General features: G+C 70.3%; 18 protein-coding genes. 5 read left to right on the forward strand and 13 right to left on the reverse strand.

Annotation, left to right across the window (positions count from 1 at the left end; translation table 11 throughout):
* Window positions 1-260: 260 nt before the first annotated feature.
* Window positions 261-1346, reverse strand: a complete 1086-nt coding sequence (locus ACT01A_RS08075; RefSeq protein WP_445151732.1) for a sensor histidine kinase — start codon at window positions 1344-1346, stop codon at window positions 261-263.
* Between the two features lie 55 nt (window positions 1347-1401).
* On the opposite strand from ACT01A_RS08075, the gene ACT01A_RS08080 reads away from it, so the two are divergent.
* On the forward strand, window positions 1402-1914 hold the full coding sequence (locus ACT01A_RS08080) for a hypothetical protein (RefSeq protein WP_445151733.1): 513 nt from the start codon (window positions 1402-1404) through the stop codon (window positions 1912-1914).
* A 6-nt stretch (window positions 1915-1920) separates the two neighbouring features.
* Here ACT01A_RS08080 and ACT01A_RS08085 read toward each other — a convergent pair whose 3' ends face one another.
* The 8 genes from ACT01A_RS08085 to ACT01A_RS08120 form a co-directional block, all read right to left on the reverse strand.
* Window positions 1921-2586, reverse strand: a complete 666-nt coding sequence (locus tag ACT01A_RS08085) for a hypothetical protein (protein ID WP_445151734.1) — start codon at window positions 2584-2586, stop codon at window positions 1921-1923.
* The gene (locus ACT01A_RS08090) at window positions 2583-2912 is read right to left on the reverse strand and encodes a hypothetical protein (RefSeq protein ID WP_445151735.1); all 330 of its coding nucleotides are present in this window, start codon (window positions 2910-2912) and stop codon (window positions 2583-2585) included. The genes ACT01A_RS08085 and ACT01A_RS08090 overlap by 4 nt, the downstream gene beginning before the upstream one ends.
* A 34-nt stretch (window positions 2913-2946) precedes the next feature.
* Window positions 2947-3942, reverse strand: coding sequence for a GGDEF domain-containing protein (locus ACT01A_RS08095; protein WP_445151736.1), 996 nt, complete (start codon window positions 3940-3942; stop codon window positions 2947-2949).
* A gap of 135 nt (window positions 3943-4077) precedes the next feature.
* On the reverse strand, window positions 4078-5295 hold the full coding sequence (locus ACT01A_RS08100) for an acyl-CoA dehydrogenase family protein (protein WP_445151737.1): 1218 nt from the start codon (window positions 5293-5295) through the stop codon (window positions 4078-4080).
* Window positions 5295-6596 carry an acyl-CoA dehydrogenase family protein gene (locus tag ACT01A_RS08105; RefSeq protein WP_445152808.1) on the reverse strand — a complete coding sequence of 434 codons (1302 nt, stop codon included), beginning with the start codon at window positions 6594-6596 and terminating at the stop codon, window positions 5295-5297. Before ACT01A_RS08105 ends, ACT01A_RS08100 begins: the two co-directional genes overlap by 1 nt.
* Before the next feature lie 17 nt (window positions 6597-6613).
* Window positions 6614-7261: a TetR/AcrR family transcriptional regulator gene (locus ACT01A_RS08110; protein ID WP_445151738.1), complete on the reverse strand. Its 648-nt coding sequence runs from the start codon at window positions 7259-7261 to the stop codon at window positions 6614-6616.
* A gap of 75 nt (window positions 7262-7336) precedes the next feature.
* Window positions 7337-8575 carry a cytochrome P450 gene (locus ACT01A_RS08115; RefSeq protein WP_445151739.1) on the reverse strand — a complete coding sequence of 413 codons (1239 nt, stop codon included), beginning with the start codon at window positions 8573-8575 and terminating at the stop codon, window positions 7337-7339.
* A gap of 14 nt (window positions 8576-8589) precedes the next feature.
* A complete protein-coding gene (locus ACT01A_RS08120; RefSeq protein ID WP_445151740.1) occupies window positions 8590-9093 on the reverse strand; it encodes a GNAT family N-acetyltransferase in 504 nt (167 codons plus the stop codon).
* A gap of 58 nt (window positions 9094-9151) precedes the next feature.
* On the opposite strand from ACT01A_RS08120, the gene ACT01A_RS08125 reads away from it, so the two are divergent.
* A complete protein-coding gene (locus ACT01A_RS08125) occupies window positions 9152-9718 on the forward strand; it encodes an NYN domain-containing protein (RefSeq protein WP_445151741.1) in 567 nt (188 codons plus the stop codon).
* A gap of 19 nt (window positions 9719-9737) precedes the next feature.
* On the opposite strand, the gene ACT01A_RS08130 is transcribed toward ACT01A_RS08125, so the two are convergent.
* From ACT01A_RS08130 to ACT01A_RS08140, 3 genes are all read right to left on the reverse strand, one after another.
* Entirely contained in the window at window positions 9738-9956 is a 219-nt protein-coding gene (locus ACT01A_RS08130; protein ID WP_445151742.1) for a hypothetical protein, read from the reverse strand.
* A 121-nt stretch (window positions 9957-10077) separates the two neighbouring features.
* Window positions 10078-10890 carry a patatin-like phospholipase family protein gene (locus ACT01A_RS08135; RefSeq protein ID WP_445151743.1) on the reverse strand — a complete coding sequence of 271 codons (813 nt, stop codon included), beginning with the start codon at window positions 10888-10890 and terminating at the stop codon, window positions 10078-10080.
* A 107-nt stretch (window positions 10891-10997) separates the two neighbouring features.
* Entirely contained in the window at window positions 10998-12155 is a 1158-nt protein-coding gene (locus tag ACT01A_RS08140) for an acyl-CoA dehydrogenase family protein (protein ID WP_445152809.1), read from the reverse strand.
* A gap of 41 nt (window positions 12156-12196) precedes the next feature.
* Between ACT01A_RS08140 and ACT01A_RS08145 the strand changes: the two genes are divergently transcribed.
* On the forward strand, window positions 12197-13783 hold the full coding sequence (locus ACT01A_RS08145; RefSeq protein ID WP_445151744.1) for a Na+/H+ antiporter: 1587 nt from the start codon (window positions 12197-12199) through the stop codon (window positions 13781-13783).
* Here ACT01A_RS08145 and ACT01A_RS08150 read toward each other — a convergent pair.
* Complete coding sequence (locus tag ACT01A_RS08150; RefSeq protein WP_445151745.1) at window positions 13780-14361, reverse strand: isochorismatase family protein; 582 nt, start codon at window positions 14359-14361, stop codon at window positions 13780-13782. The two genes, ACT01A_RS08145 and ACT01A_RS08150, sit on opposite strands and share 4 nt — an antisense overlap.
* Before the next feature lie 37 nt (window positions 14362-14398).
* On the opposite strand from ACT01A_RS08150, the gene ACT01A_RS08155 reads away from it, so the two are divergent.
* On the forward strand, window positions 14399-14830 hold the full coding sequence (locus tag ACT01A_RS08155; RefSeq protein ID WP_445151746.1) for a MarR family transcriptional regulator: 432 nt from the start codon (window positions 14399-14401) through the stop codon (window positions 14828-14830).
* Between the two features lie 130 nt (window positions 14831-14960).
* Window positions 14961-15752: an ABC transporter permease gene (locus ACT01A_RS08160; protein ID WP_445151747.1), complete on the forward strand. Its 792-nt coding sequence runs from the start codon at window positions 14961-14963 to the stop codon at window positions 15750-15752.
* Window position 15753 lies beyond the last annotated feature (1 nt).

Consider the following 15753-nt stretch of genomic DNA (forward strand, 5'->3'; position numbering starts at 1 on the left):
CCGGGTCGTTTTAGCGTCGATATACGACGCTAAAACGACCCGGACCCTCAACCAGGCCTCCTTCGGGCCCGAACCCTCAAACCCCGAGGCCGACGGACGCCCCTTGAGGCCCGCATTGATGTCTTGATGCGCTGTAAATCCCCGCCGCCGGAAGCGCCAGCCCCGACGATCCACACCGAAGACGGTCGCCACGCCACTCCGCTCTCACACCCTTTGATGAGCGAAACACCAACAACGCCCCGCACCCAAACCCAACAGCTCTACAACAACACCGTCGGCGCATCCGGCAACAGCGTGTGGAACGCCGCGCCCTCCCCAGGCTCGGACTCCACGTAGATCCGCCCGCCGTGCCGCTCCGCGATCCGGCGGCAGATCGCCAAGCCGATCCCCGTCCCCGCGTACTCGTCGCGCCCGTGCAGCCGCGTGAACATCGCGAAGATCCGCTCCTGGTCGGCCTCGGGGATCCCGATGCCGTCGTCAGCGACCGTCACGACGCACCCACCGATCGTCCGGCGCGCGGTCACGCGCACGGTCGGCGCGACCCCCGGCGCGTGGAACTTCACGGCGTTGCCGATCAGGTTCTGAAGCAGCTGGGCGAGCTGCGAGGGCTCGGCTTCCAGCGTCGGCAGCTCCCCGACCGCGACCTTCGCGCCGTTCTCGTCGATCGCCGGGCCGAGGAACTGCAAGACACGCTCGACCAGCGCCTTGAGGTCGACCTGCTCGCGGCGCGGCTCCTCGTTGGCGACCCGCGAGTAGAGCAATAGGTCGTCGATCAGCTGGCGCATCCGCGTTGCGCCGGAGGTCGCCTGCGCGAGGTACTCGCGGCCGCGCTCGTCGAGCTGGTCGCCGTTGCGGCGGTCCAACAGCCCCAAGAACGACGCGACCATCCGCAGCGGCTCGGAGAGGTCGTGCGATGCGGTGTAGGCGAAGTCCTGCAGCTCGGCGTTGGTGCCCTGCAACCGCTCGGCGCGCTGGGCGAGCTCGTGCTCCATCGCCAGCCGATCGCTGACGTCGCGCCCGACGATGTAGAACGCCTCGTCGCCCGGGCCGCCGCTCCAGGCGACCCAGCGCACCGAGCCGTCCTTGCAGAGCATCCGGCAGACGTACTCGGCGATCGTCTCGCCCTGCGACAGCCGCGTGATCTGGTTCAGCGTCTCGGAGCGGTCGTCCGGATGGACGATCTCCATGTAGGGCTTGGTCTCCAGGTCGGCGCGCGTCCAGCCGAGCTGTGCCTCCCAAGCGTCGTTGAAGCGCTTCAAGAGCCCGTCGAAGCCCGCGGCCGCCAGCAGGTCCGGCGACATCGCGAACAGGCGGGTCAGGTGCTCCGTCTCGGTGGCGGCGTCCACGGCTCCAGCTCCTCCGCGGAGCATCCTCTCACAGGGCCGTGACATCCTGAGTCCGATGACCGAAGAACCCAACGACCTCGACGAGGAGATCGACCTCGTCGCCTCCGTCGGACCGCTCGACGCGGTCGTCGAGACCCTCCGGGACATCCTCCATCGCTCCGGCGCGCTGCGAGTGGCCGTCGTCGTCGACCTCCCCGACGGCGCGCCCGCTGCGCTGGTCGACGTCGGCCGCCTCGCGCCCGTCGAGGTCCGCATGGGCGACCGGATCATGCACCTCCCCCACGCGATCGAGCTCGAGGCCGAGGCGCTCTCCGGCGCCATCGAGCTGCGCCAGCTCCCGCCCTTCGACGTCGAACCCGAGACCGGCCAGGTCACCGGCACCCTCGGCGGCATGGACATGCTCGCCGACGCCATGCGCGACCTCGCCGCCCTCCTCGGCGGCCGCTCCGTCGCCATCGCCGTCTACCAGACGACCACGCCCAAGATCGACCTCACCGTCACCGCCCGCACCGGCGAGCCCGTCCTCGTGACGCTCGGCGACCACGAGTGGGAGCTGCCGGACCGCTAGGCGGTGTCAGTCCTGAGGGATCTCGATGATCTCGTCGTCGGAGACGACGACGGTCGGCGACGAGCGCTCTTCGTCGATCGTGATGACCTTGGGGAAGGGCCTCTCACTAAAGTCGAAGCCCGCACCAAGGCGGCCCAGGTCCAACGGGAGCTGCCCCGAGATCACCATCTCCTTCGGCGTGCGGGCGATGTTGTGGATCAGGCCCCCGCTCGCCGCCGGGTACATCTCAGCGACCTCTGCCACCGCGCCGAAGATGGGCTCATGCGCCGGATGCTCCAGGATCGAGAGTCGGCGCTCGACCTCATCCAGCCGCGCTGCCAAGCCGGCATCGGCGGCGGCTACCCGAGTCGTTCCGACAACATCAACAAGGTCCGCCCTCACGTCGAGAGCTTGGTGAGCCTCCAGACCTCTCAGGACCGCGACGGTCATCTCGGGCGCGAGGTCGCTGCCAGGCACGAGCAGGTACGTCTCGCCTTCACCGTAGTCGAGAACCCCGAAGTCGATGCCATCAACTTGTCCGACCGCCAACCCAGGCGTCTCATCATCGCCATCGTCGACTTCGACGAACGTCGCCCCCAGCGCTTCCCAACGCGCGCGGTCCAAGGCGACCGTGGCGGCCGGGTTGGCGTCGAGGTGGGAGACGCCGGAAAGCCAGGTGATCGTGTCGCTCATGGGTGGAGATCCTGTGTGATCTTCACAAAGGCTAGCTTCAGCTTGACGACTTCCTCGTTGGTGTCAATCTCCACAAACGGATTGGCAGTGCGCCAGAAGACACGCCGACCCCAGTTATCAGGCTCTGCGAAGGCCCAGAACTCGAAGCCGCTTTCGCCTTCCGGCAGCGCGTTGCGGTAGGCCTTGACGCGAGGGTCGCCTCCGCTAAGAGGCGGATAGCCCCACAGCTCGCCGCTCAAAACCTGCTTGACCAGGGTCTTGGTGTCCTGACCGGTCGGAGCCTCAAGACGGTGGAACGGCCCGTATACGGTGCGCTGGTCGTACATGAACGCTGAGGATCATCGCGCAGCGCGCGGCGGATCAGGCCGCGGCAGCCAGCGCGACCGGTGCGACGTGCGACGCGCAGCGGACCGCGTCGCGGCCGTCCTGCTTGGCGCGGTAGAGCGCGGCGTCGGCGCGGAGGTAGGCGTCGTCCCAGTCGAAGGCGCCCGGAGGTGAGGCGGAGACGCCGAAGGACATGGTGATCGGGAGGCCGGAGATCGGTTCGGAGGCGATCGCGGCGCGTAGACGCTCGGCCAGCGCGGCGGCGGTCGGCTCGTCGGCGCCGGGCATGATGATGGCGAACTCCTCGCCGCCGACGCGGTAGGCGAGGTCGAAGGCGCGCAGCTCCTTGCGCATCACGTAGGCCAAGTCGCGCAGGACGTGATCGCCAGTGGCGTGCCCGTGGGTGTCGTTGACGTCCTTGAAGTGGTCGACGTCGGCGACGACGACCGCGACCGGATGGCCCGTCACGGTCGACTGATGCTCGATCTCGTGCGTCCGCGCGGCCAGCGCGGTGCGGTTCAGCATCCCGGTCAGCCCGTCGAGGATCGCGGCGCTGCGGTGCTGCGCGTCGCTCTCGCGGATCACCGCCGACATCAGCACGACCGCCAGGACCGTGGCGATCGGCAGCGTCAGCAGGATGGGGTCGTGGAGCACGACAGCGCCCTCGAACGCCAGCGACGCGAAGCACATCAGCGCGATCGTGAACGCCGTGAACGCCCAGACCACGCGCGACGGGAAGCGGCCGCCCGCGGCGACCAGCGGCCAGACGAGGATCGCCAGCCCGACCGTGTGCTGCCGGCTGTCGACGACGACCGCCGTCACCAGCATCAGCTGCCCGAACAGCAGCCCGCCGGCGATCAGCAGCTCGGGCCGCTCGAAGCGTGTCGCGTTGTGCTGCGCCCAGGCGTAGCCGAGCACCGCGAAGACCAGCGGGATCGGCGCGTACATGCTGTCGAACGGGATCGTCGGCGCCAGCAGCAGCGCGATCAGCGCCAGCACCCGCTGATGGGCGGGCAGGATGCGCGCGTGCATGTCGAGGAACCGCTCGCGCTCAGGCTGATCGCGGCAGATCCAGGACGGACGACTCGAGGTGGGTGCGGGCGGGCGCACGACAATGTGATCGGCGCCCGCCCTGCCGTTCTGAACGAACGGAGACTTAAATAGCGCTCAACGAAGCTGCGCGGACGACAGCCCCAGGAGCTGCCGGGCGATGATCAGCAGCTGGATCTGCTGGGTGCCCTCGAAGATGTCCAGGATCTTCGCGTCGCGCGCCCACTTCTCCAGCAGCATCGACTCGCCGTAGCCGAGCGTGCCCGCCAGCGCCACGCAGCGCAGCGCGACGTCCACGCACGTCCGCCCCGCCTTGGCCTTCGCCAGCGACGCCTGAAGTGAGTTCGGCTTGCCGTTGTCGGCCATCCACGCGGCCTGCAACGTCAGCAGGTACGCGGCCTCGTAGTCGGCGTCCATCTGCAGGAACTCGGCAGCGGCCGCGACCTGCGTGGCCTCCGGCGCATCCCAGTCCGGCTCGACGCCCGCGTCCTTGAGCAGCGTCCGCGTCTCCTCCAGGCACGCGCGCGTCAGGCCGACCGCCATCGCCGCCACCAGCGGGCGCGTGTTGTCGAACGTCTGCATCGCGCCCGCGAAGCCGCCCGTGGACTCCGCGATCTCCGGCGGGCCGAGCAGGTTCTCCTTCGGCACGCGGCAGTCCTGCAGCGTGAACGCCGCGGTGTCCGACGCACGAATACCGAGCTTGTGCTCCAGCCGGTCGAGCTTCAGCCCCGGGTTCGAACGCTCCACCACGAACGACTTGATCGCGCCGCGGCCTTTGGCGCGGTCCAACGTGGCCCAGACGACGACCAGGTCGGCGCGCTCTCCGGCCGTGACGTAGATCTTCTCGCCGTTCAAGATGTACTCGTCGCCATCGCGCACCGCGGTGGTGCGGATCGCGGCGGAGTCAGACCCCGCCTCGGGCTCCGTGATCGCCATCGCCGCCCACTGGCCGGCGAAGCGCTCCAGCTGCTCGTCGTCGGCGACCGACGCGATCGCGCTGTTGCCCAGGCCCTGGCGGGGCATGGACAACAACAAGCCGACGTCGCCGCGGCAGAGCTCGATGATCGACAACGCGGTCGACAGGTTCGACCCATTGCGATTGCCTTGCGGCCCGTCGCCGTTCTTGGAGCGCCGGACGCCGGCGGCGCCCGCGCCGCCCATGTCGGAGCCGTCGTTCATGCCGTCGACGAGCGCCGCGAGCATGTCGAGTTCCTTGGGCCGCGCGTGCTCCTCGCGGTCGTACCGACGCGAGATCGGCCGGAAGACCTCGTCGGCGACCTGTCGCGCCTGGGCGATCAGCGGGCCGAACTTCTTGGGGGTCTCGAGGTTGATCATCAGACGACCAGGACGCCTTCCATCAGGCCGGCCGCGCGTAGGTCGCGGTACCAGCGTTCAACCGGGTGCTCGGTGATGTAGCCCGCGCCGCCCAGGATCTGGACGCCGTCGGAGCCGATCTGCATGCCGTGGCGCAGCGCCAGCGAGCGGGCCAGCGCGGCCTCGCGCCCGAAGTCCTTGTCCTGGTCGGCGCGCGACGCCGCCTTCAGCGTCACCAGCCGCAGGCCCTCCTGCTCGACCGCGATGTTCGAGATCGTGAACGCGACCGCCTGGCGGTGGCTGATCGGCTCGCCGAACGCGATCCGCTCGTTCGAGTACGGGATCACGTAGTCCAGGACGGCCTTGCTGACGCCCGCGGCGACCGCCGCCCACGCCAGCCGGGACCGTGCGATCAGCTCGGCGAAGACCTTCGGGTCGCCCTCAGCCAACAGCGCGCCGCGACCGACCGGCGCGTCCTGGAGCACGAGGCGCCCAAGCTGAGCGCCGCGCAGGCCCATCGCCGGCTCGTCCTTGACCAGGACGCCGCCGTTGGACGGCTCGATCAGAAACAGCCCGGCGGTGCCGCGGCCTTCGATGCGCGCGGCGACCAGCAACAGCTCGGCCTCGCTCGCGCGCGGGACCAATGCCTTCTCGCCGGAGATCACGAAGCCGCCCGCCTGCGGGCGCGCCACCGTCTCCAGGCGCTTGACCGGGTCAAACAGCGCGCGCGGCTCGGCGACCGCGACCGCCGCGGCGGGCACGTCCTCGCCGACGAGCGCAGGCAGGTAGGTCGCCTGCTGGTCGGCGTCGCCCCACAGCGCCAGCGCCGTGGCGACGCCCGCGGGCGCCAGCGCGCCGACCGTGAGGCCCGCGTCGCCGTGCGACAGCGCTTCGGCGGCGAGCACCGCGGTGACCGCGGAGCGCTCGCTGATCGCGCCGCCCAGCTCCTCGGGCACGCCGAGCATCGTCAAGCCCAGCTCGCTGGCCTCGGCGAAGATCTCCTTGTTGCCCTCGCCCTTCTCGGCGGGGCCCGCGGCGGGGCGCAGGCGCTCCTTGGCGAAGTCACGCCACGCTTCCATGAGCATCTGCTGCTCGTCGTCGGGCGTCAGGTCGAAGAGCCCGGAACCGGACCCCACCGGCCGCGGCCGCGCGGGGCGCCCGAGGCGCTGCGCCGCGGCGAACGTGCGGCCGGTGCGGCCCACGACCTTGAAGCCGTCCCGCGTCGCGCGGTACAGCGCGCGCTCGGCCGGCTTGCGGACGCCGAGCTTGTCGACGACCTCCGATCCGGCGAGGCGGTTCAGCGCGCGCAGCCCCAATCCCATGCTGCGCTCGGCGACGGTCATCGGACGTGTTCCTCCTGGTTGGTGGTGCGGACGAGCCCAGGCTCGACCGTGGCGATAAGCAGTTCGGCGGCGTCGCGCGCGGGCATCGCGCCCGTGCGCAGCCACCAGCGGGCGAGGCCTTCCGCGGCGGACATCAACATCACCGACGAGGCCTCGATCGTGGCGCGCGACCCGGTGCGCTTGTGTGGCGGCATCAGCGCCACCATCGCCTGGGCGAGCATCTCCAGCAGGCGATCGCGGTAGCGGTTGACGACGACGGCGATCTCGCCGGACTGCGGGACGGTCTCGTCGAACAGGACGCGCCATGCGTCCCGGTCCTGGTCGACGAAGTCGTAGAAGGCGATGACGCCGCGGCGCAGCGCCTCGGCGGGCGTGCGGGCACGGGCCACTGCCGCGGCGATGGCCTCGATCAGCGCGTCGCCCGCAGGCGACATGCACGCTTCGTAGAGCCGGTCCTTGTTGCCGAAGTAGGCGTACAGCAACGGCTTCTTGACGCCGACCTCGAGCGCGATGTCCTCCATCGTCACCGCCGCGAAGCCGCGGCGGGCAAACTGCTCGCGCGCCACGCGCAGCACCTGCTGCTCGCGGTCAGCGCGAGACAAGCGCTTGCGCGCAGGGTCGGGCTCGGGGTCGGTGCGGACCATCGGGCCGCGCACCGTAGCGTCAATTTATACGTCGGTCAACTGGCCGCCCGCGTTCGGACGACCGCACGTGTTTCTCTAGCCGTGCAGCTTCACCGGCAGCGTCTTGAGCTGGTTGATGAACGGCGACTCGGCGTAGACCGGGCGGCCGTCGAGCGCGATCTGCGGGAAGCGCGCCAGCGTCTCCTCGAAGAGCACTCGCAGCTCCAGCCGCGCGAGCGCCGTGCCGAGGCAGAAGTGCCGCCCGCCGGCGCCGAAGGCCTGGTGCTCGGGGTTGCGGGTGACGTCGAAGAAGTCGGGGTTCTCGTAGCGCGTCGCGTCGCGGTTGGACGACACGTACCACATGGCGATCTTGTCCCCCGCCTTGATCTCCGCGCCGTTGAGCTCCGTGTCGCGCGTCGCCGTGCGGCGGAAGTGCGCGAAGGCGGGGAACATGCGCAGCGCCTCCTCGACCGTGCTCGGGATGAGCGACGGGTCGGCGAGCACCTGCTCCATCTGCGACGAGTCCTCCATCAGCGCGCGCATGCCGGAGCAGAACGTGGCCTTGGTGGAGTCGTTGCCCGCGGCGACGAGCAGGAAGAACCCCATGACGATCTCGTGCTCTTCGAGCTTCTCGCCGTCGATCTCCGCGTGCACGAGGATCGACATGAGGTCGTCGGTCGGATTCTCGCGCCGCGCCTCGATCAGCGCCTGGCAGCGGGCGAAGATCTCGGGGACGTCGCGCTCCATGACGGTCTGAATCCCCTCGGGGTTCATGTCCGGGTCGCCCGCGCCGAGCGTCTGGTTCATCAGCCGCGCCCAGATCGCGTCGTCCTCGGGCGCGGTGCCCATGAACGAGCCGATGACGCGCGCCACGACCGGCTGCGCGACGTCGGCGACCAGGTCACACGTGTCGCGGCCTTCGAGGCGGTCGAGCACCCCACGCGTGATCTCCCGGATCGACGGCTCGTGCTCGGCGATGCGCCGCGGCGTGAACCCGCGCTGGAAGAGCGCCTTGAGGCGGTCGTGCTTCGGCGGGTCCATGCCGATGAACATGGCCTGCATCAGCTCCAGCGGCATGATCGCGTCGGTCAGCAGCGTGAAGCCGGTGGCCGAGGAGTACGTCTCCCAGTCGCGCGAGACCGCGTGGACGTCGTCGGCGGTCGTGACCGACCAGAAGCCCGCCTCCCCCGGGTACTCGGAGATCTTCGACGTCCAGTGGACCGGGCACTGACCGCGGAGCTCCTTGAACAGCTCGTGCGGCGGCCCGTCCAGCCAGTGCTCGCGATCGGTGACCAGCGCGTCCTCGAGGGGTGGCACGACGGGTTCTGCGGACATGATTTGACACTGTGTCAGACTTCTCGCTCGAAGACCAGTTCCAGGCCGTCGATCTCGTCGATCTGCTCACCGATGTGGACAAATCCGAGCCCATCGATCAGGGCCAGCGACGGGTCGTTGCCCGGCGCCACCGACGCGCGCACCACCGTCGCGCCGCCCGCACCCGCCAGCTCGATCAGGCCGAGCACGGCGGCCCGCGCGTAGCCCTGGCGCCGGTGCTCGGGCGAGGTCTCGTAGCCGACCTCGACCATCCCGCGCTCGTCCGGCGGACCGTGGAAGCCGGCCAACCCGACCGCGGCCCTGGTCGCCTCGTCGACCACCACGCGTGTCAGCCACGGGCCGTGCTCCGGCTCGCCGACGACCTGGCCGAGGCGCAAGGTCCACAAGAACTCGTTCTCCGGAAACCACGCCGGGAGCGCGACGCCGGCAGCCTCCGACGCCGCCGCGAGATCCCCGCGCACGAGCGCCTCCAGCGCGGTGGCGTCGAGCAGCGGCAGGCGAACGGATGGTGCGGGCATCCGCCCATCCTGAAGGACGCGGTGTGCGTCTGGGCGGGGATAGCTACGCTCCCGCGGGATGCCCTCCGCTCGCACCGAGACGTTCCTGCTGGTCGACGGCGAGAACATCGACGCGACGCTCGGTGGCTCGCTGCTCGGGCGGCGCCCGGCGCCGGAGGAGCGACCGCGGTGGGATCGCGTGCGCGACTACGCGCGAGCGGTCTTCGACCAGCCGGTCCGGCCGCTGTTCTTCCTCAACGGCTCGGGCCAGGTGCCGATGCCGTTCGTGCAGGCCTTGGACGCGCTGGACTTCAAGCCGGTGCTGATCAGCGGCCCGCCGGAGGTCAAGGTCGTCGACGTGGCGATCCAGCGGACGCTGGAGGCGCTGGCCGAGCGGGAGAACGGCGGCGACGTGCTGCTCGCCTCCCACGACGGCGACTTCGCGCCGCAGGTCGAGGCGCTGCTCCTGGGCGAGCGACGCGTCGGCGTGCTCGGCTTCCGCGAGCTGATCTCCTCGTCGCTGCGCGATCTCGACGGGCTCGAGCTCTACGACCTCGAGGACGACGTCGGAGCCTTCACGGTGCCGCTGCCGCGGATCAAGGTGATCCCGATCGAGCGGTTCGACCCGTGGACGTTGCTGGGCTGAGCGGCGGCGCCGCTCGCTGCTAGGCCGCGGCGGCGCTGTCGAAGACGTGCAGCGCGAGCTGCACGCGCGCGCCAGGCTGCTCGGGGCCGTTGACGACCTCAGCCAGGCGCGCGATCAGCGCCGGGCTGTCGGACGCCGTCGGGCCGGCGGCCAGGTGCTCGGCGGCCAGGCGCAGCCGGGTCGGGGCGGGCGTGCCGGGGCTCGTGAGCAGGTCGATGACCTGGGCGGCGGTGCTCATGCCCTTGATGTCGTCAGGTCACCTTGATGCGGCAAGCCTTCGGGCCGTCTTCGGACCCCGTTTGGACGCACGTCGCCGCAGGGTCCCCAGCTTTGGGTAACCACCAGCGGGCCGGCTAGTCCTAGTCCTCCAACAGCTCGGCGATGCGGGCACGGCCGGCCTCGGCGGCCGCGCGCAACGTCGCGGGGTTCTTCTCCAGCTGGGAGACCGGCTCGATGCCGGCGGGCAGCCGGACGCCGAGCGTGTTGTTGTCGCGGTCGGTCGCGATCCGGTCGACGACCTGCTCGTAGACGGCGAAGCGGTCGCGTGCGAGCGGGACGAGGTCCGGGTTGAGCGCGCGCAAGCGGCGCTCGATGATGCGCTCGATCAAGCCGCCAGCGGGCGTGCGCGGGACGCCTTCGGGGCGGGTCATGAGGACGAGCGCGTGGGTGGCGCCGAGCGCGAAGGCGGCGGCGACCGGGATCGGGTCGGCAAGGCCGCCGTCCAGCCAGCGGCGGCCGCGGAAGTCGACGGGCGGGCCACCGAGCCAGGGCAGGCGCGACGTCGCCAGCAACCCGTTCTTGAGGTCCTCGACCGTCGTCAGGTCGCTCAGCACCTCGGGCTGCGCGGTCTCGACGTCGATCGCGACCACGTGCAGCGGAGCGGCCGACTCCGCGGTCCGGCGATGGCGGTCGCCGTCCAGCCCCTCGTTCTCGCGATCCAGCGTGAAGGCGACGTCGACCGCGGCGCGCCCGATCAGCAGCCGCCGCGGCGCGATGTAGCGCCGGATCAGATCGGCGTCGTAGTAGTTGTCGGTGCAGCCGCGCGCGACGCCGGCCAGGAACGCAGCGCCGTTGAGCGCGCCGGCGCTGGTTCCGACGACGAGGTCGAAGGCGTCGGTCAGCCCGCGCGCTTGGAGCGCGTCGGCCATCGCCGACGACACGACGCCGCGCATCCCGCCGCCCTCGAGGACGAGCGCGATGCGCGCGCCGTCGTCGTCGCGGCAGCCGCGCTCGCGGTCCGCGCCTCCGCGCGCCGCGAGCAGCTCCAGGACCGGGTGGCTCAGCCCCGGACCTCGCCGAGACCGAGGTCGCGCCCGATGATCTCCTTCATGATCTCGTTCGACCCCGCCCAGATCTTGGTCACGCGCGCGTCCATCCACGCGTGAGCGACCTCGTACTCCTCCATGTAGCCGTAGCCGCCGTGGAGCTGGACGCAGGCGTCGATGACGGTGTTCTGCACCTCCGCGCTCCACCACTTGGCCTTGGCGGCGTCGACCGCGCTCAGCTCGTGCTTGGCGTGCGCGACGACGCATTGGTCGACGAACGACTGCGTCACGTCCAAGCGCGTCTGGAGATCAGCCGCCAGGAAGCGCGAGTTCTGGAACGTGCCGACCGGACGGCCGAACGCCTTGCGCGTCTTGATGTACTCCAACGTGACCGCGAAGGCCTGCTGCGCATGGGCGGTATTGGAGATCGCCGAGCCCAGGCGCTCCTGCGCGAGGTGCTCCATCATGTGGTGGAACCCGCGGTCGACCTCGCCGATGAGCTGGTCGTCGGTCACGCGGACGTTCTCGAAGAACAGCTCGGCGGTGTCGGCCTCGTGCTGGCCGATCTTGTGGAGCTTGCGCCCGCGGCTGAAGCCCTCCATGCCCTCCTCGATGGCGAAGAGGCTGATGCCGCGGCCCTTCGGGTCGGTCGCCGTGCGGGCGGCGACGATCACCATCTCGGCGTGCGCGCCGTTGGTGATGAAGGTCTTGGAGCCGTTGATGACCCACTCGTCGCCGTCGCGCTTGGCGTTGGTCTTCAGGCCCTGGAGGTCGGAACCGGCTTCGGGCTCGGTCATGCCGATCGCGGTGACCATCTCGCCGGTGCAGAACTTCGGCAGCCAGCGCTGCTTCTGCTCCTCGGTGGTCAGGCGCGTGAGGTACGGGGCGCAGACGTCGGCGTGGATCGTGAACGACGAGGAGTACGCCATGCCCGCGCGCGACAGCTCCTCGTTGAAGATCGCGTTGTAGCGGAAGTCGACGTCGCTGCCGCCGTACTGCTCGGGAATCGCGACGCCAAGGAAGCCCGCCTCGCCCGCGGTTCGCCACAGCTCCTTGGGAATCCGGCGCTGTTCGCGGATCTCCTCGCGGCGCGGCAGGATCTCCCGATCCACGAAGGCGGCGGCCGACTCGCGGAACAGCTTGTGGTCGTCGTCGAAGAGCGTGCGGGGCAGCGACATGCGGCGGAAGGATACGGTCGGCATGATTCCGCCGCGTGGACGGCCTTCAGATCGTGATCGCGGCGCTGTTCGTCTCCGCCGCCGGACTCAACGCCCTCGCCAACTGGCTCCGGGTGCCCTACCCGATCCCGCTCGTGCTGGGCGGGCTGCTGCTCGGGCTGCTGCCCGGGCTGCCGGACGTGCAGCTCGATCCGGACCTCGTGCTGCTCGTCTTCCTGCCGCCGCTGCTCTACTCGGCGGCGTTCTTCGCCGACCTGCACGCGCTGCGCGCCGACGCGCGGGTGATCTCGCTGCAGGCCATCGGCCTGGTGCTGGTGACGATCGTCGCGGTCGCGTGGATCGGCCACGCGCTGCTGGACCTCACGTGGCCGATGGCGTTCGCGCTGGGCGCGATCGTCTCCCCCACCGACCCGGCCGCGGCGACCGCGATCATGCGGCGCGTCGGCGCGCCCCGGCGGTTGGTGAACATCCTGGAAGGCGAGTCGCTGTTCAACGACGCGACCGCGCTGGTGGCGCTGAAGGTCGCCGTGGCGGCGGCGATCGGCGAGGGTGTGTCGGCCGGCGAGACCGTGCTGGACTTCTTCTGGGAGGCCGGCGGCGGGATCGCGATCGGGTTGGTGGTGGCGTTCGCCATCGGCGAGGTCCGGCGGCGCGCGCGGGACATCAACACCGAGCTGACGATCTCCCTGGCCAGCTCCTACGGGGCGTTCGTCCCGGCCGACCAGCTCGGCGTGTCCGGCGTGCTGGCGGCGGTCACGTGCGGGATCTACGTCGGCTACCGCGCCCGGGAGATCGCGTCGCCGGAGGTGCGGCTGCAGGCCGACGGGCTGTGGAACGTGTTGTCGTTCTTGCTCAACGCGGCGCTGTTCATCCTGATCGGATTGCAGCTGCCGGTGATCGTCGACGGGCTGGAGGGCCGCGCCGCCGGGCAGCTGGCGGTGGACGCCGTCGCGGTCTGCGCGGCGGTCATCGGCGTGCGCTTCTTGTACAACTTCGTGATCACGGCGCTGATCCGGATGCTCGACCGGCGCGAGTCGCAGCGGGCGCGTCGCGCCTCCTGGCAGACGCGGATCGTCGGCGGCTGGTCGGGGATGCGCGGCGCGGTCTCGCTGGCGGCGGCGTTGTCGCTGCCCTTGGCCGACGACGCGGGCGAGCCTCTGCCTGGCCGGTCGTTGATCTTGTTCATCACCTTCGTGTTGATCCTGGTGACGGTGGTCGGCCAGGGCCTGACGCTGCCGTGGCTGATCCGGAAGTTGGGCGTCATCGAGGCGTCGGACGAGGAGGAGCGCGAGGAGCTCCGTGCCCGGATGGCGATCGCCCACGCGGCTTTGGGCCGCGTCGACGAGCTCGAAGCCGAGGACTGGACGATCTCCGAGTCCTTGGATCGCGTCCGCCAGCTCTACAACTTCCGCCTGCGCCGCTTCAAGGCCCGCGCGGGGAAGATCGAGTTGGACGAGGACATCGAAGACCGCTCGATGCGCTACCAACGGCTGATGCACGAGATCTACGCGACGCAGCGCTCGACGTTGGTCGACCTCCGCAACCGCGGCGAGATCTCGACCGACGTCATGCGCCGCGTGGAGCGCGAGGTGGACCTGGAGGAGTCGCGGCTGGAGGTCTAGGCTGCGGCGGGCGCGCCCGTGATCGCGTCGGTCGTCGTCACGCGGCCGATACGCGGGAAGATGATGGACAAGGCGTGGTCGTGGGCCGAGGCCACCATGTCGGTCATCGCGTCGCGCGCGAAGACCTGGCCGTAGCCGAGCTCGCGGCCGTGGCGCGCGGTCGATTCGACGCCGATCGATGTGGAGATGCCCGCGTAGACGATGGTGTCGACGCCGCGGCGGCGCAGCTGGAGGTCGAGCTCGGTGCCGTGGAAGGCGTCCCATCCGCGCTTGGTGATGTGGAGGTCGGTGGGACCGTCGCCGATCTCGTCGCAGAGCGTGGCGAAGTCGGGACCGGGCTTCACGGCGGGCGGCGCAGCGTCGATCGGGGCGGCGAGCGCGTCGCCGCCGTCGGGCGAGAACGCGACGCGGACGCGGACGACGGGCAAGTTGTTGTCGCGGAACGCGTCGGCGAGGCGAGCCGAGGCGGCGAGCACGTCGGCGGCGGAGTGGGCGAGCGGCAAGGCGACGATGCCCTGCTGGAGGTCGATCAGGACGAGGGCCGGGTGGGTGCCGATGGAGGAGAGGTCGTGGGCCATGGGATCAAATATACACCTTAGGTGTACAGTCTTGCTGATGACCTTGGATGCCGCGCGCACGGCCGCCGACCTCCGCCCCGCGATCGGGCGATTAGTCCGCCACACGCGCCGCGAGGCGTCCGTCCTGCCACCGCGCCAGATGGCCGTCCTCGGTCACCTCGACCGCAACGGCGCGCAGACGGTCGCCGACCTCGCCGCCGCCGAGCGCGTCAGCCACCAGGCGATGACGCGGCTGGTCGGGGCGCTGCGCGCCGCCGGTCTGGCGGCCTCCGCGTCGTCGCTGCCCGGGGGCGACCGTCGCCGCAAGCCTCTCGCCGCCACGCCCGCCGGCATCGCCGCGCTCCGGGAGCAGCGCTCGCTCCGCCCAACCCACCTCGCGCGCGCGATCGAGACCCGCCTCACCGCCAATGAGCACCGCGCGCTCGCCGCCGCGATCCCGCTGCTTGAACGGCTCGCGGAGCACGATTGAGCCCACTTCGCCGCACGCTTCACATCCAGCCCGCGTATATCGCGGGTTAGATGCGAAGCGTGGCTCCCGACTTCATTAAGATGCTTTCTGCACATTCTTTGTCGAAATTAGCTAGATTGCGCGGCGTCCGATGTCAGACGCCGTTCACAAGCGCATCCTGCTCCGCGCGCTCTCGCTTGCCGTGTTCCTCGCGATCTGGTGGGCGATCGCCGAAGCCAACGTGTGGTCCGACCTGTTCGTGCCGGATCCGACGGCGGTGCTGGGGCGACTCGTGGACGGCGAGACCGTGCACGACGGCGCGCGCGGGTTGAGCGGGTACTACCTGCACGAGCACCTGTGGCATTCGCTGTGGCGGATCCTGCGCGGGCTGTTCTGGGCGATCGCGTTCGGCGTGCCGCTCGGACTGCTGCTGGCGACCGTCGCGCCGTTTCGGATCATCGTCGAGCCGTACGTGACGTTCGTCCGCGCGCTGCCGCCGCTGGCGTACTTCTCGTTGTTGATCATCTGGTTCGGCATCGAGGACGCAAGCAAGGTGTGGTTGTTGTTCCTGGCGGCGTTCCCGCCGATCACGCTCGCCGTGCTGCACGGGGTCCGGTCCATCCCCCGGCGGCAGCTCGACGGCGCGCTGTCGCTCGGCGCGAACCGCTGGCAGGTGACGCGGTTCGTGGTCCTGCCGAGCGTCCTGCCGGAGCTGTTCACCGGCATCCGGCTGGCGATCGGCTTCGCGTGGACGACGATCGTCGCCGCCGAGACCGTCGACGGCATCCCGGGCATCGGTGGTCTCGCCTGGGAGACCAAGAAGTTCCAGCAGACCGACGTCGCGGTGTTGTGCATCGTGTTGATCGGGCTGTCGGCCATCGTCCTCGACCAGATCGTGCGCGCGGTCGAGAACCGCGTCGTGCCCTGGCGGGGCAAGTCATAGA

The sequence above is a fragment of the Baekduia sp. Peel2402 genome (assembly GCF_052567285.1).

What these genes read in the sequence shown, in the direction of transcription:
- ACT01A_RS08135 (WP_445151743.1), bottom strand. Translation starts at nt 10,890, where the DNA reads ATGCGCGGCGTCGTGTCGTCGGCGATGGCCGACGCGCTCCAAGCGCGC.
- ACT01A_RS08110 (WP_445151738.1), bottom strand. Translation starts at nt 7,261, where the DNA reads ATGGTCCGCACCGACCCCGAGCCCGACCCTGCGCGCAAGCGCTTGTCT.
- ACT01A_RS08155 (WP_445151746.1), top strand. Translation starts at nt 14,399, where the DNA reads ATGACCTTGGATGCCGCGCGCACGGCCGCCGACCTCCGCCCCGCGATC.
- ACT01A_RS08090 (WP_445151735.1), bottom strand. Translation starts at nt 2,912, where the DNA reads ATGTACGACCAGCGCACCGTATACGGGCCGTTCCACCGTCTTGAGGCT.
- ACT01A_RS08085 (WP_445151734.1), bottom strand. Translation starts at nt 2,586, where the DNA reads ATGAGCGACACGATCACCTGGCTTTCCGGCGTCTCCCACCTCGACGCC.
- ACT01A_RS08080 (WP_445151733.1), top strand. Translation starts at nt 1,402, where the DNA reads ATGACCGAAGAACCCAACGACCTCGACGAGGAGATCGACCTCGTCGCC.
- ACT01A_RS08105 (WP_445152808.1), bottom strand. Translation starts at nt 6,596, where the DNA reads ATGGGATTGGGGCTGCGCGCGCTGAACCGCCTCGCCGGATCGGAGGTC.
- ACT01A_RS08120 (WP_445151740.1), bottom strand. Translation starts at nt 9,093, where the DNA reads ATGCCCGCACCATCCGTTCGCCTGCCGCTGCTCGACGCCACCGCGCTG.
- ACT01A_RS08125 (WP_445151741.1), top strand. Translation starts at nt 9,152, where the DNA reads ATGCCCTCCGCTCGCACCGAGACGTTCCTGCTGGTCGACGGCGAGAAC.
- ACT01A_RS08095 (WP_445151736.1), bottom strand. Translation starts at nt 3,942, where the DNA reads ATGCACGCGCGCATCCTGCCCGCCCATCAGCGGGTGCTGGCGCTGATC.
- ACT01A_RS08150 (WP_445151745.1), bottom strand. Translation starts at nt 14,361, where the DNA reads ATGGCCCACGACCTCTCCTCCATCGGCACCCACCCGGCCCTCGTCCTG.
- ACT01A_RS08115 (WP_445151739.1), bottom strand. Translation starts at nt 8,575, where the DNA reads ATGTCCGCAGAACCCGTCGTGCCACCCCTCGAGGACGCGCTGGTCACC.
- ACT01A_RS08160 (WP_445151747.1), top strand. Translation starts at nt 14,961, where the DNA reads ATGTCAGACGCCGTTCACAAGCGCATCCTGCTCCGCGCGCTCTCGCTT.
- ACT01A_RS08130 (WP_445151742.1), bottom strand. Translation starts at nt 9,956, where the DNA reads ATGAGCACCGCCGCCCAGGTCATCGACCTGCTCACGAGCCCCGGCACG.
- ACT01A_RS08100 (WP_445151737.1), bottom strand. Translation starts at nt 5,295, where the DNA reads ATGATCAACCTCGAGACCCCCAAGAAGTTCGGCCCGCTGATCGCCCAG.